This is a genomic window from Fodinibius sp. SL11 (assembly GCF_052060035.1).
In the GTDB taxonomy this organism is placed as follows: Bacteria; Bacteroidota; Rhodothermia; order Balneolales; family Balneolaceae; genus Fodinibius.
Window position 1 is genome coordinate 1 of the sequence record NZ_JBPOEA010000004.1, and the last position, 14,548, is coordinate 14,548.

Sequence of the window (14,548 nt, forward strand, 5' to 3'; positions counted from 1 at the left end):
TCCTCGATAGCTTTGGTTAGCTCCTCCCGGTCGGCCGTACCGCCCCTGTAGGTAGACTGGTAGAAATCAAGCGAGAGGTCTTCACCGATGGATCGCCCGTACATGGCAATTTCGGCCAAGTCATCGGAGTCGGAAACAGCAGGTACGTAGTTGCGGTTGAACATCGAGTCGGCATCGATAATATCGGCATAGACCAGCTCCTCACTGATCGGATCGCGCTTAACTAAGGTGGTGAGTTTATACAACCGGTTGTCGTAGCGGAAAATCTGGCGGATGTCCTCATCTTCGTCTGGAATGCCGTAGGCATCAATATGAGTGGCGAGAAGCTGCTTAAACTTCTCTCGGAGAGGCTCTTTCTGCTCGCTGTCCCGGGCCAGTGCGGTAACGAAATCATCATAGGTATCGAGCATTTGGCAGGCCGAGGCGATTTTTTCGCGCAACCCTTCGCCTGCTTTGTCCTTGCTTCCTACAGCAATAGGTTTAAAATAGTGGCGCTGTTTTTCATAAAAATTTCCATCATGGTGAATGATATTCCCAGCGTGATAATCTCGACTTGTATTCAACCGGACTCCCTCATCGGGGATGCGGTAGAATTCCATTGGGATTGGGAGCTCGTAGGGAAACTGAAGGCCATCTTTCACCACCCGGTCGGTAAGCTTATTATCGACTTTGCCTTTTACGCCCATGCGAGTGAGAAACTGCATGTCGTGGCCTTGAATATGCTCACCTAATACTTGTTGGGGATACTTTTGGTAGTAGGGATTATAGTAGGCCCCGTAAGACTGGCCGTTATGTTCAGTGATGCTGACGGCGAGCTCCTGGTGGGCAAACAATCGATTAAGTTCGCTAGTGACATCAGGGTGTTGCTCCCCGTCAAAGTCAGGATACTTCTGAAACAGGAGCAGATCCGTGGTCACAAGGGTATCGGCATTATCTTTAAAAGCGGTCGAGGGCAACCGGTAGGCGCCCACAAATCGGGCGCGTTGGACCATAGCCTGTCGGATGGCCGGATCTTTTTTGTCCATCGTACCGACCGAGGTGATCACCGCCATAAAACCGCCGGGCTGAAGAGCCTCCAGAGACTTCAAGATAAAGTAGTCGTGGATGCGCGGATTTAGGTGAGCCAGCGGGTCGCGCTGGGTATGAATTTTTATATCTCCAAAGGGGACATTGCCTATGGCGCCGGTAAGATTATATAGCGACAGATCGGTCTCAGCAAAGTTTTGGTGTTTAACTAACTGGTTAGGGTATAGGAGCCGAGCAATACGAGCGCTCACTGCAGACCGCTCAACCATCAACATACGATAGCTGTCGGTATTAGGCAGAAATCCCGCAAAATTTCCAATGCCTGAGCCGGGCTCTAATATGTTGCCCCCGTCCACGCCCATAGCCTGGAGTTTATCCCAGATCAGCTGTATCAACGGGTAGGAGGTGTAATGCTCGTTGAGCAGGCCGCGCTCGGTGCCGGTGCGATCCTCCCCGTACCCCAATCCACCAGCTCCGGTATACCGGCGAAGGGTGTCCAGGTCGGATTCGGTGATAGCACGATCTTCTTTTTCCAAGACGGCCAGCGCTGCTTCGTTGGCCCGGCGGCGTTCGGATTTCGTTAAACGGATCGGATCGTAATTTTTCAACGAAAGGTCAGAAAAATCGCTTTCATATTTCGCTTCTCCCGCACGATCTTCAGAGTCATGGTATGATTGGTCGTCTTCAATTTTGGTTGATAGGTCCTCACTTGTGGCATCTTCAAAAATTTGGTCAAAGTCGACGCCAATAATATGTCCGTGCTCGCGAAATAGCTGCAGTGCCTGCTCGCGATGCTCGGTTGGAAATTTGTCTAATGAAAATGCCAGTGCTAATTTCTTAACCGTTTCGGTAAAGGAGTCCTGGAGTACCTGCAACTGGTTGGTAGGATTTTTACGGGTCGTCAACTGTTGGTTCAATTTTGGGGAGTTGCCCAGAAGATCATCTATTTGCTTTGCGGCCTCCTCATTTCCCTGGTCAGCTTGCCAGGCCAAATCGGTTAGGTGCTGCATTCGTGTAGTGTTAAGTGTATTGGATTTATAAGGCTGGTGAGCCGCATTAGCTATTTGGGCCATCCGCTGGGTTTTAACCTGAATCTCGACCGGAATATCACCGGCGGTGCCAGCCATTACAATAAAATGGTGAGCGCGATATCCTCCAACGGGTCTGGCGTATTTGTCTTCATGCTCAATTACGTTGCCAACAGCTCCTGAATCAATTTTTCGGGCTACCTGGTCCAACTCAGCTTGACCCGACAAAACAATCATGCATCCGGCCATATCGGTCAATCCTTGCATGTAGTGTTCGCCAGCGCCAGCCTGCTTGATATCTCCCTTGATACGCTTTCGACGCAATTTGTTGATCACTGAGTACGGAGATTTTACCCGTCCCTTTATCGGGGCTTCCGGTTTTAGATCTTTGAGCTTTGCTATTACCTGGTCCAAGGCCTGCTGATAGTCGCCACGTAGTGCAATTAGCTGTTTGATTTCCTCGGTGAGTTTGACCTCTTCGACGGTATCAGTGTCCCCGGCCAGCTGCGGGTTGGGATCGTCGGCGTTGGGGATTCCGTCTCCATCGAAATCGCCAAAAATACCGGGGTAATCATCGGTTGTAATTTCGTCAAAAGGAGTAACAGTCGGATTGTTTCGCATCGGGCTAGCCCAGTATTTTGGTTAAGAAGGCATCCAGTTTGTCCTGGCTTTGTTTGGCCGCTTCGATATCAATTTCAGGTTCGGTTTCTTTCGGTGAAGTCGGTTGGATCACAGGCGTGGATTCTTCTGGAGCAGTTTTCTTCGGCTTCACTGTTGGTTTGGAGCTTTTCGGTTTCTTGTTATCGCCAGCAGTATCCTTCGGGGGTTCTTGTTGTTTAGCAAACGCCCGTTCCTGTCGCTTGTACTCCTTGGCGCCCAGTACCAGTTTCGCGTGGTCCTGCTTGTAAATCCGGATTTCCAGATCTCCATATTTTTTGACAAGCTTTTTCCAACACGCCAGTACCCCGCCACCAGAACCTTCCGTGCAGGCCTGATATTCAAGGTGGCCGTCCAGCAACAGATCCATGATGTATCGCTTTTTGGGATAGTCGGCGGTGTACCGGATCGACAGGTGAGCGTTTTCGGATTCTCCGGAATGCTTCGGGGCATAGCAGGGCATTTTGCTTCCGAACATGGAGTTGATGCGCTTCCAGGAGCGAATTTTGTGGAGTTTGTCCAGCTCTTTTAAGGTAATTTTAAAAGGGGTATCCACGGGGTTCTCGCGGTTGGCTGGAGCCTGTTGTTTCTCTGGCTTAGTTTTTGGTGAAACGTTTCGGTCGGCGGCCGTAAATGGCACGGCAATAGCCGTAAGTTCCCGGTAACGGTTCTTTTCGGTTTCGGCTCCGCCCTCTTTGGTAACCTTGATTTCGATGTCGCACTCGTGGGCAATGCTGGTATTGCCTTTGTACTGTCCGTCCTTGGTGGCATGCGATACCATAACAAACATAATACCGTTTTCTCGGCACCACTGGGCCAGCTCTACGGTTTCCTTGGCGTTGGCATCAATCACGGAAATCGAATCCAGGATACAGGCGAAGGACCGGTTCTTTAGCAGAATTTCTTTGAGGGCCTGAATGGATTTCCATTTGGTAAAATTGAGGTTCGGGTGGGTCGCTTCCAGGCGTTTGACGCGGTCGACCAATGTTTTGCCAAAATGTTCTTCGGCGGGAATATATTCGATGCGCCCATGTTCGGCTAAGGCATCAGCCAGTCCGAGGCTCATCGTTGATTTACCGGCTCCTTTTTCGCCCCAAATAAAAATGACGGCATTCTTTTCGGGCTCACCGAGAAGTCTCCCGTAGGGTTGGGCAATGGTAATGCCTTTGATATTAAGCTTGGAAAGCTGCTGGGCTGTCATTGATTCCATATTACTGTCGTCTGATTGTTTTAATTGCGATTCCAATGGCGATAATAGACAGGCTGCCAAACAGCAACACCTTGTGGTTTACCGATGCCTGTGGTGGCCTTTGGGTTATGGCTTTCGGGTTAATGCCTAGTTTTTGTAGTAGCCCCTGGCCGGCTATGCCGCTGGTTGGGAGCCCAAACTGTTGTTGGGCTTGTCTGACAGCCTGCTGGGTCTCCGGTCCAAATATCCCGTCGACACCATATTTGGGCAGGTCCATACCGGCGGCTTTGAGTGCGGATTGCAGGTGCATGACCTGCGGCCCTTTGTCACCTATTTTTAGAGTCATTGGGAAGAACGTTTTCGGTTTATGAAGGTGAGACCGGCAATTCCAATGGCGATGCCCATGGAGAGAAAACCGGCTTGTTTAAGTGTGGCCATGGATTTGCTTTTTGCAACGGTCTCTTCAAGACCGATAAGATCACTTACAGCTTGCAGGTCCACATATTCGAAGTACCGGTTGATAACCCCGGCATGTTGGTGGTAAATGGTATTTAACCCATCTTTATCGGTCGTAAGCTCGGCCATGATGATGGCCGTAGTTGCGGCTTTTCCTTTCTTGCCGCTTAGGGCGCGATCGGCTAGGCTAATGGCTTTGCGAAACGCATTTTTTCCGGTTTGTCGCAGGTAGCTGTTTAGCCCGCCCATACCGTCGTCCACAATCTGATAATCTCGACCTTCAATGAGCTCACGCATCTCGGGTTTCCTCCCGGCCGGTGTCAGGGTTGGTCATATTTTTCATGCTGTCTCGCAGGCCGGGCATAAGCGGGCCAAGGAAATACGCTCCGGCTCCGATGCCAACCAGCCATAAAGCTTTGGTGAGTGTGTTGTTGACGCCGCTGAACGCGCTTTGTGGGTTAGGCAAGCTAATCTGATACCACGGCTCGGTGGGTGGAGCATATACCCCGCTCTGTTGGCCTTCCTCGATATCCAGATCTAGGGTCATAACCTTGGAGGCCGCAAGCGGTTTGGCCTCGGATATATTGGCTTCGGTAACATTGCTGGTATGCAGCTCAAAGATGACCGGGTGATTACGGTCCGGACGAAAAGAGCGCCCGAACACCAGCCGGGTTTGCCCGCGACAGCCGTCCCACATGCTGGTCAGGATTCGGGATATGGCCAGTACTTTTCGGGTTTGCGGGTCCAGGGCCGCGATGACCGCATCCGGACATGCTATAAGCAGAAACGAGTTCCAGAAATTGCGGTATCGGTCAATCTCGATATCAACGGAGAAGGGAACCCCGTTTTTGGGCACCCCGCGCTCGGGATACCGGCCGATAATGCGAACTTCGCCAGCCTCAGAGCTAATAATATTTCCTGTAATGCCGGCGGATCCTAATCCGTTGTCACTATATGCATATTGGGTCTGGGTCATGTTATCTTCGTCTGGTTAAGATTCTAAAAGCAAGATATCCACCGGCAATCCATCCCAGGGTTTTCTTGTGTTGGTCAAACCAATTTCGGAGCTCTTCGGAGGGTCGAGCGGCGGAGAGCCGCTGGCAGATCGATTGGCCTTCAGGGGCTTCAACCTCTGCCCCTTTTGGGACTTCCTGCAGCTGGATGGTCGGTTGCAGGTACACCTTTTCCTCTGATGGAGAGGGATTTGGGTAGCGCCCGTTGGGAATATGACCATCGAGATAATGAGAAATTCCTACCGGATGGGCGGGATAAGTGGCTTCAATCATATTACGATTTCTTTTTTAGTAAGGTGTACATGAGTCCTCCCCCAACGGCAACGACGCCGCCAATAAGCAACATGCTTGTCATATTGGGGCCGCTCGATTTTTGGGCTTGCAGGAGCGCCATCTGTTGCTGGGGGGTTAGGCCACTGCCACTGGAGTTATTTTTCCCGCCGTTGATAACCCCGTCCACGGTCACGGCGGTATCGGCCGCTGTGGTCAAAAAGCTGGACAAGTCATTCAGGATGCTGCCAAACTTGGTTTTCTTTGAGGTGGTGGTTGTGGATCCAACAGGAGGGAGGAAGCTGTTTGTGTAGTTAAATGGCCGGGTAGTCTGCAGAAAATCTAATTGATTGTAGGAGCTGTTGTTCATAGGGGTTGGGGTATGCTATTGGGATTTAGATTTTTTCTTTTTGGCGATAAACATGATGGCGGCTCCCAGAATGGCAACCCCGCCCACTGCTGCGCCCGCAATCATGGCCGTACTTGCGGTCTCTTGTTTGGCAGCGGTATCGGTGACGTTGTGCTGTAAGGCCGTCATGAGTTGCTGTTTTTCCTGCTCTATTTTCTTCTTTTCAGCCAACTTGCGCTCGTGGGCCTTACAAAGCGCCTGCGATTTCTCCCGTTTTCGGCGGCAGCGTTTAAGTTTGCCGAACATCTTTCCCTTACAGCTCTGGTTGGCATACCGGCAGGGATCATCTTCTTCCCAACCGTTCAAGCCAACAGTTGAAGGGTATATGACCAATTGATCATTGTCGGGTTGTAGTATTGCTACGGGTCGGAGGTAGGAGCTGCTCATAAACAGTTATTAGTGGTTAAGGGTCCAGTAGCTGATCCCGCCAAGGGTGAGAAGCCCGGCCGAGAGTCCACCGTACAGGAGCCATTTTTTATGTTGAGATTTCTGCTGGTCGGCATAAAAACTGTTGCCGATGCTTCCAAATCTGTTCAGGTGGTCAACAGCCGGTTGGCCGTATTCTTGGATAACTTGGGCGTATTGCTTGAGGATCGCGTTATCCTTTTGGGAAAACGAAATGACGTCCGAGCGGACCCCTCGGGCCATTAGATAGTCTCGCCATTGCCCGCGCTGGATACGCTCGCCTTTATCTTTGGCGCCAAACCATTTGGAGAACATGCTGCTCATGGTTACGCCTGTTTTTACCGCTGTAGTGGCCGCGACAGTAAGGGTAACCGGATCGACACCCAGTCCTTCTGGCATGCTGTTTGGCAGGTGTCTGGATTTTTTAATCAGCGACTCGTCAAACTCGAAACCGGGATATTTGGCGATGGTTGTGTCAAAGGATTTCCAACCCTGAGGGGATCGGTAAACCGCGTAGATATGATCGTAGTTTCGTCCCGTCCGGCTCACAATCCGAAATCCGGTTTGAATACCCAGGCTTTGCAGCAGGGCCGCTGACAGGACCGCGTGATCGTCGCAGTCTCCGGCCTTCTGCCGGAGCGTGATATCCGGGGATTGAATGCGTTCAATATTCCAGGGATCCCGAACGTAGTTAATATTACGGGTCATCCACTTGTAGATAGAATCGGCAATCTGATCTACATTTCGCAGGTCGGGAAGGCCGGTATTTGAATTCTTGTGAATTCCCCGGGTGATTTTTAACGCTAACTCGCGGATATCATCCCGGCCAGTATATTTGGTAACAAGCTTCGAAGCTAGTTCGAGGACGCTATCGATCCCAGGGTATCTTCGACGGCGGGAAATAATAGGGGCGGCAGCATCACCTTTTGGGAGATTTGCTGCCGCCTTATTGCTCATCACTAAACCGTCGGTAGTGACTGCGTTACGGGAAGGGGTGATATGAGGATAATGGCTGCTCAAGAGCGGTAGGTGATATAGTCAAGTAGAAGTTGCAGGCCGTGCTCGGGGTTGCGGGTTGTGACATCACCGAGCCGTTTCGCTAGTTTTGGATCAAGATCGCCCAGGCTGATAAGCACGCCCGCAAATTGACCGGAGCGCGTGATGGTCGTTATTCCTGCGGTATCCAATTCCTTGTAGATGTTATCCCGAAGGCTTGTAACGGGTTGTTGGGTAATGGTTGGCATAGCTGTTAACTAAGATTTGGGTCCGTTGGACGTGACTAGTTTTTGCAGTTCAATAATGACTTCTGTGAGGAGCGCCTTTATTTGGTTGCTCACCGATATGCCGGTAAAGCGCAGCAGCTGTTGGCAAGCGAGGTGGGCAGGGATATAGCAGAGCGTAGTTGCGTGTTGCCCTAATCCATCCACAAGGGGATATATCGTTTTTGCAATGCGTTCGGCTCCGATATCCCTGCTTATCGCTTCTTCAGAAAGTAGTTTGGCCATGCGTGTCCAATCCTGTATCGTAATCGGGCGCCCGTAAGACTGCATCAGTGCCAGTTGTGATTTAATGCGTTTGGCATAGCGCCCGTAGGGCTGCGGGTGGTCGCCAAGATATTCAAGGGCCATCTTAAGCAAGGGAATATGATTGGGATTCATGGCGGGGTTGTTCAAAGTTGGTTATATGGTCATGGGTGATTCGGGATGGCCACCTGCCTCGGGTGAAGAAAAGCTGCCATTCAGAGTCGGCCCGCCTGCGCCATCCAACAGGGTCTCTGGGATATCGGCTCCGTCGGCGGGAAGGTGCCGAGGAGTCTCCTCCCCGGCACCTTTGGATTGTTCGGCTTCGTTGTTGAGGAGGGCATCTTGTTGGGGTTGGTCAGACTTTTTCTGCGTTTGAATCTTTTGGGCTACTGCGGTTTTAAAAGCCTCGGTTTGCTCGGGGGTTAGTTGGCCTTGGCTTCCGGCTCGTTGGGCAAAGAGCCCTGAAATGACGCTAAAAAACAATGGCGCATTTTCTTCCAGCATATCCAGCATGCGGCTTCCGGCGTCTCTGCCGCCAGCCCGCTGTTCCATTTCCATGCGGAATTTTACCTTTTCGAGTTCTCCGAGCTCTTTTTCGAGAGCTTTGAGGTTACTTCGTTGAATTTCTTTGAGTCGGTCAATCTCGTTGCGGTGTGATTCCTTGAGGTCGGCCAACTCTTTCTGGTGAGTGAGCAGGGTCGTGGTTTTATCTTCGGCAAGTTCCCGCTTCAGATTCATAATCTCATCAACCTGCTGGCGGATCTTGCGGTCCGCATCATGGAGCTCCCCTTCCAGCCGAAGAATACGATTGCTGTAATAGCCTTCGTCTTTGGTCTCCCTGGAGCCGGTCGGTTGCCCGAACAGGTCAGTAGTTACTTCAGTCTGCTTGTTTGGATCGTCAATCCGGAAATTAATTTCGATATCATGGTCGTCGCCGGTATGCAAGGTATAGATGCCGGGCTCCAGACGACACATGGCCTTGGCCACCTTAAAAGGAGAACGAATGTTGAACGGAATATCCTTTTCGACGTCGATGAAATCATCGGTCCGGCCGGTAATACGCCCGAAAATAGGCACCCCCTCTCGCAGTTCCTGGAGGGTGGTGGCATAATCGCATTGCTGGGTTTCTAAGGTATTCGGCAAGTGTTCAGGCATCGGGCCAGGCTTGGTTAATATGTCGTGATTGTATCAGTATTGGCAATCACCGATGTCAACGTAACACTATTTCAAATCAGGGGAAATACCTCGGGACGGGCTGGAATAACCTGCAATTAACTGCCAAAGCTTGGGACAGGATGGGAAAAGAAGAAACAAGATGTGCTAATTTGAGAAAAGATCTTCAAAAAGTGAGGTATATGGATAAATAATATTATATGTAAGTGTTATTTGTATTACATAAAGAGCCCTTGTATGAATAATATATTGATAAATCCCTTTTAGATAATTTAAAGGTCAGCTTTGCATAGTATATTGACAATGAATAGTATTTAACTCTCTGCACATAAGTTAAGGTTAGGTGTTTAAAGAAACCATATTCATGAATTTGAATCTACAGGTAGTAATTTCATATTCAGATATTTTTGATGATGATCCTCCAGAAATATCTGATTTGCTAAATGGTATACCTTCAATTATTGCTATTCAGATTGTTGTACACTACCTAACCCAAATTCACATGGATGAAACTGGATCTGAACAACAATTTGAATTCATTAAACAATGGACAGGAAGACAAGATAACGATCTAAAGAAAAAAATTTATCAAGTGTATAAAAGCTACTCCGGACGATTCAATTTTATTAACAATATATCTTGTTTGTTTTTAGTCCAAGAAATACTAGAGAACTTCAATGACAAGAATTCTCAGGAACTAACTCCTGATCAAGAAATTGATTTATTTAAAGCTTATTTAATCTCTTCAAAAGAATGGATAGAAAAATCTACAAAATTACTTGATGATGACAGAGAATATCAGGAACCAGATGAGGTGATTGAACTCGTTTTGCCAAGTCAATTACCAATCCATGAACTAAAATATTTCAAAGATTTCCGGTTACAATTTTATAAGGCAATAGAATTTTTCAATTTCTGTCAATCAAACAAATTATTTAAAGATATACTGTCGAAATTTTTAAAGTCTAGAAGCCAAAAAACTTGGGAAGATTATTTAGGCACAATAATTTCTGCTTATATGCAGATGGTTGATCAAGCGTCAAATAGATCCGTTCTGAAAATTTCTAATGACGAAAAAGCAGATTTTTTCTCTCTTTTGTCATTAGACCCTAATTCATATTCAAAAAAGATAGATTTTCTAAATATTAGAGAAAGACCAGTACTAAATTTTGATACAGATAAGTATCTTTTTCTAAACTTAAATTTTCTTATAGATAAAATTTTCCAAGGTATTCAGTTTGATATTTTTGAAGCAATTAAAAGTGAAAAACTTAAAGGAGGAGTCAAGTACAATAATTTCCCAGATTTTAAGTCCCAGTTAAGTGAAGATTTTACCGAAAAGTACCTGTTTAAAAACTTAGCAGAAGAAATTTTTTGTGAGAATTGTATTCATATACCTGAAGATAAATTCACTGGCCAAGAAATAAATCCTGATTACTACATTAGAAGAAAAACGAAAGTTTTTTTATTTGAATTCAAAGACATATTGTTTAGTGCTGCCTCAAAAAATTCATACGATATTGCAACTATTCAGCAAGAACTTTTGAAAAAGCTTGTCGAAAATAACCAAGGGAAACCAAAAGGTATTAAACAACTCTTAAACAATATCGAAGCCCTATCCAATAAGGGGTTACCCAAATCAGATCCATATGATTTCTCAAAAGCAAAGTTTTACCCAATTTTAGTAGTCACTGATCGTGTTTTTAATCAGTTTGGATTTAATTACTTAATTAAGAAAGAGTTTGATCAATTACTTGAAAAATCAAACATACCGGAGACACACCGTGTGAAAGAACCAGTAATAGTTCTGTTGGATGATTTAATCAAGTTTAAAACACTATTTAAGAATCAGGAGTTAAAAATTAATTCAATATTTGATTCTTATAATGGTCATACTAATGCTGGTGACCCTTTTAGAATTTTATCATCATTTAGCGACTATCTTCATCAAAGAGCAAAAGAATATGAAATTACTCCAACTGGATTTATCGAAGAAAAACTTGATACATTTTTAAACACCTAACCCGCCTTACCTGGACGCACCTCGCCAATTCGCTGCCTTCGTTAGTTGTTGATTTAACATAAATCTGGGCCGGTTATGCGCGATGTCGTTAGGCCAATTAATCAATCAGAGAGGTTTATATGAGTTTATCAATTGAGCAAATAACATCAGCAAGAAAAAAAACTTTCAAGAATGCTGAAGAGCTTATAAAAGATTCTGAATTACTTTTTGAAAATGGCTCTTTTGCTAGGTCACTTTTCTTATCCCAAATTGCTGTGGAAGAATTGGGTAAATACTTAATGATTTGCAGTATTATTACTCAACAAATTAGAAATGATGATATAGATTGGAGTAAGTTTTGGAAAAGATTTAGAAGTCATATTGAAAAGAGAGGCAATATATACAATTTTGGAATTTTCCTTTCTTTCGAAACTACACCTGAAGAAAAAAAAGAACAGATAGAAAATTTGGAAGATGACTTAGAAGATTTAGAAAGTGAAAAACTGTCTTCACTGTATACTGACTATACTGATAATGAATTTACTCTTCCATCAAATTTAATTGATGAAGAAACAGCAGTGGATAAATTAGAAAATGCAAAAGGAGTTTTGGACTTCTTTAGAACAGGTGAAGAGTTATTCAAAGCAGGTGATATTAAATCAATAGACCCAGAAAAGATAAAACAACTTCATTCAAAGTTAACACAAATTGAAGATGACCAAGAATTGGCCTAACCCGTCTTTAACTCGGACAGGTCTCGCCATCTTCTTGCCACCCTTTGGCTTTTTAGCTTCTCGTTCGTTATTTATCAACTCAACATTTTTACGGGCGCACCTTATGCGCAATATCGTTAGGCATCTTTCCTAGCTTTACAACTTCTAAATCATAGAGATATAACTAATTTATGAGACCACCTAAGAGTTATTCCATCTTTTTACTATTCATCTCTACATGTTTCCTATTTTCTTGTAGCACTAATAGTGATACAAGAATGTATGATGTAACTGTGAATATTCAGCCTTCAGATGGTGGCAATGTTTCCCCTTCAACTGACAGCACTTATGAAGAAGGAGAAACAATTACACTCAACGCAACTCCATCAGATGAATATTTATTTAAAAACTGGTCTGGAGATATCGATTCATCTGCTAATCCGTTAACATTTGATATTGATCAAAATTTAAGTTTATCTGCAAATTTTGAAATAAAACAATATCAACTCAAAGTTAATACAGTTGGGGAAGGTACTGTTGAGGAAGAAATTGTTAACCAGAAGTCTACTGATTATGATTATGGAACAACTGTCGAATTAACAGCTAATCCTTCAGAAGGATGGCGATTTAATAATTGGAAAGGTGGTATTGAAGGAAATCAGAATCCTGAACAAATTACTATTGATGAAGAAAAATCAGTAACGGCTGTTTTTGAAGAAGGAGGATATGTCTCTCATGGTTATGTAGAAGGGGTAACCCCAAACACAGAAGAAATATTTTCTGAAAGAACCTATCCTACTATTCGTGCAGATTGGGAAGGTGTTGGTGGTGATAAACTTTGGACTAAATGGAACCTTGGCGCTATAGCTGCACCAGAAAATGCTACAGATCAAGATCCAGAAAAACGAGGATGGGTTTTCCAATTTAATAGGCTTCAAGGTTATCACTATGATGGAGATATTGAAGAATCAAATAGGATACCACAGAAAAATTTAGAATCAAGTATTGATGAAGATGTTGAATGGGAAATTTCTAATGATCCTTGTCGTCAATTATTAGGTGGTTCATGGCGTTTACCAACACTTGAAGAATGGGATGCTTATTATAATGCATACAAAACTGGCACTTTTAATCCGGATATTTACCAAGATGATGCTTTTAAATCTCCCCTTCAGATACATAGTCCTTTCCGTGACCGAGGTCGTTGGGGTACCCATGATAATATTGGCGCATATTGGAGTGCTACACAATTTGGTGATCGTAATGGTAGGTTTTTAAAAGTTCCATCTACTGGAGACATTGATTACACAAGAAAATCAAATTTAATTCTTGTAAGATGTATCAAAGATTAAGTTAAAACTTCCAAAGATGCCTAACCCGCGCCTTTAGGGGACGCACCTCGCCCCCTCTTGCCGTTTTGTTTTCTTGGTGCCAAATAGTAAACTGGAAATTGAATTAAATACAGTAAGGCCGGTTATGCGCAATGTCGCTAGGTGGCTAAATAAATTGCTATGAATTTAGGTACATTCAAAAAATGAATGAGGAAGAGAAATACGTTCTTAAATACTGGATCAGCAAAGAGGAGTTCAATAAAAAAGAGCTCTCTGCTCATCTCGATTCAGCACTAGAAAAAATTCTACCAAAATTAGATTGTAAAATTTATTTGAACCAGGAATACCTAGTTCTTGAAGTGGTCGGTAATGAAAAAAATATTGATGCTTGCTATGATAAGTTAAATCTAAATCGTAACTGGGCCTATAGAGTCCAAGATGACCTCGGTGAAACTTTACGTATAAAATCATATCGCATTTTGGCAGATCTTGAACTGTCTTTCAGAGAATTTATAAATCGTGCGATGATTGAAGTAGGAGGTTTCAATTGGTGGAACTCATTAATACCTGACAATATCAAAGAAAGAGTTAATCAGGTTGAACAAAAAACCGATGACAAACAATTAGATAGCCAACACGCGTTAGAGTTCACTCATTTTGATGACCTCGTAAAAATTATAACTGCTGATTTTCAAGAATTATCCGATGAAGAAAATATTTCAATAGAAAAACTTTCAGAAATAATTTCTAAATGTTCGACTTTTGAAGAGTTTAAAAATGAGCTGAATGAGAGAAGAGAAGTCATCTCAATTTGGGAAAATGTATTCTCAAAATATTTTGAGGACAAAGAAGAATGGCTTGATTTAAGAAAAAAAATTAAAACTGATGTTATTGGGACTAGGCATAAAGTCATGCATCACCGAATGCTTAGACTCCATGAAGTTCGTAAATTAAAAGAGTGTAGCGAAGAAGTTAAGAGAGTAATAAAACTAGCAAAACGGGGTCTAAGCAGGAAGGAATTAAAAGAGGCAAGAGAAAATCTGCAACGTATTGCTGAAACTTTCCAAAAGAGTTTCAATAAAGCTATAACGGATGATTTCATTTCAACAATGAATGCATTTGAGAGACAACACAAAAAAATAATTGAAGATTTAAGTAATAGTATAAGGATTCCCAATATTTACTCTAATATCCCGAACATTGCTAATTCAATCGATTGGTCTTCCTTTAATCGTCTTCCTCCATCCCAAAGTGATAAAGGTAAAGATAATACTGATGAAGAAGACAATGGAAAGGATGATTCGGATAAAGAGGATTCAGAGGAAAACAGTGGAGATGACAAAGAATGAAAGT

General features: G+C 44.4%; 15 protein-coding genes and 1 pseudogene. 4 read left to right on the forward strand and 12 right to left on the reverse strand.

Annotated elements, in window-relative coordinates:
* The 12 genes and pseudogenes from ACQ76V_RS07090 to ACQ76V_RS07145 form a co-directional block, all read right to left on the reverse strand.
* Positions 1-2,675, reverse strand: a pseudogene (locus ACQ76V_RS07090) (hypothetical protein); the annotation flags it as partial.
* A 4-nt stretch (positions 2,676-2,679) separates the two neighbouring features.
* Positions 2,680-3,921, reverse strand: a complete 1,242-nt coding sequence (locus tag ACQ76V_RS07095) for a hypothetical protein (protein ID WP_440999790.1) — start codon at positions 3,919-3,921, stop codon at positions 2,680-2,682.
* 1 nt (position 3,922) lies between these two features.
* Positions 3,923-4,210: a peptidoglycan-binding domain-containing protein gene (locus tag ACQ76V_RS07100; RefSeq protein ID WP_440999791.1), complete on the reverse strand. Its 288-nt coding sequence runs from the start codon at positions 4,208-4,210 to the stop codon at positions 3,923-3,925.
* Between the two features lie 32 nt (positions 4,211-4,242).
* Entirely contained in the window at positions 4,243-4,653 is a 411-nt protein-coding gene (locus tag ACQ76V_RS07105) for a hypothetical protein (RefSeq protein ID WP_440999792.1), read from the reverse strand.
* Complete coding sequence (locus tag ACQ76V_RS07110) at positions 4,646-5,332, reverse strand: hypothetical protein (RefSeq protein WP_440999793.1); 687 nt, start codon at positions 5,330-5,332, stop codon at positions 4,646-4,648. The genes ACQ76V_RS07105 and ACQ76V_RS07110 overlap by 8 nt, the downstream gene beginning before the upstream one ends.
* A 1-nt stretch (position 5,333) precedes the next feature.
* Positions 5,334-5,642: a hypothetical protein gene (locus ACQ76V_RS07115; protein WP_440999794.1), complete on the reverse strand. Its 309-nt coding sequence runs from the start codon at positions 5,640-5,642 to the stop codon at positions 5,334-5,336.
* A gap of 1 nt (position 5,643) precedes the next feature.
* Positions 5,644-6,009 carry a hypothetical protein gene (locus ACQ76V_RS07120; protein ID WP_440999795.1) on the reverse strand — a complete coding sequence of 122 codons (366 nt, stop codon included), beginning with the start codon at positions 6,007-6,009 and terminating at the stop codon, positions 5,644-5,646.
* A 15-nt stretch (positions 6,010-6,024) separates the two neighbouring features.
* Positions 6,025-6,435: a hypothetical protein gene (locus ACQ76V_RS07125; RefSeq protein WP_440999796.1), complete on the reverse strand. Its 411-nt coding sequence runs from the start codon at positions 6,433-6,435 to the stop codon at positions 6,025-6,027.
* Between the two features lie 9 nt (positions 6,436-6,444).
* On the reverse strand, positions 6,445-7,473 hold the full coding sequence (locus ACQ76V_RS07130; RefSeq protein ID WP_440999797.1) for a transglutaminase-like domain-containing protein: 1,029 nt from the start codon (positions 7,471-7,473) through the stop codon (positions 6,445-6,447).
* On the reverse strand, positions 7,470-7,697 hold the full coding sequence (locus ACQ76V_RS07135) for a hypothetical protein (protein ID WP_440999798.1): 228 nt from the start codon (positions 7,695-7,697) through the stop codon (positions 7,470-7,472). Before ACQ76V_RS07135 ends, ACQ76V_RS07130 begins: the two co-directional genes overlap by 4 nt.
* Positions 7,698-7,706: 9 nt before the next feature.
* Positions 7,707-8,111, reverse strand: a complete 405-nt coding sequence (locus ACQ76V_RS07140) for a hypothetical protein (RefSeq protein ID WP_440999799.1) — start codon at positions 8,109-8,111, stop codon at positions 7,707-7,709.
* Positions 8,112-8,132: 21 nt separating this feature from the next.
* On the reverse strand, positions 8,133-9,131 hold the full coding sequence (locus ACQ76V_RS07145; protein ID WP_440999800.1) for a hypothetical protein: 999 nt from the start codon (positions 9,129-9,131) through the stop codon (positions 8,133-8,135).
* A gap of 382 nt (positions 9,132-9,513) precedes the next feature.
* On the opposite strand from ACQ76V_RS07145, the gene ACQ76V_RS07150 reads away from it, so the two are divergent.
* The 4 genes from ACQ76V_RS07150 (at position 9,514) to ACQ76V_RS07165 (ending at position 14,544) form a co-directional block, all read left to right on the forward strand.
* Entirely contained in the window at positions 9,514-11,172 is a 1,659-nt protein-coding gene (locus tag ACQ76V_RS07150; protein WP_440999801.1) for a hypothetical protein, read from the forward strand.
* Positions 11,173-11,291: 119 nt separating this feature from the next.
* Positions 11,292-11,885 carry an AbiV family abortive infection protein gene (locus tag ACQ76V_RS07155; protein WP_440999802.1) on the forward strand — a complete coding sequence of 198 codons (594 nt, stop codon included), beginning with the start codon at positions 11,292-11,294 and terminating at the stop codon, positions 11,883-11,885.
* 257 nt (positions 11,886-12,142) lie between these two features.
* Positions 12,143-13,216 (forward strand): InlB B-repeat-containing protein, encoded by a 1,074-nt coding sequence (locus ACQ76V_RS07160; RefSeq protein ID WP_440999803.1) that lies wholly within the window; start codon positions 12,143-12,145, stop codon positions 13,214-13,216.
* 182 nt (positions 13,217-13,398) lie between these two features.
* Entirely contained in the window at positions 13,399-14,544 is a 1,146-nt protein-coding gene (locus tag ACQ76V_RS07165; protein ID WP_440999804.1) for a hypothetical protein, read from the forward strand.
* Positions 14,545-14,548: the final 4 nt, after the last annotated feature.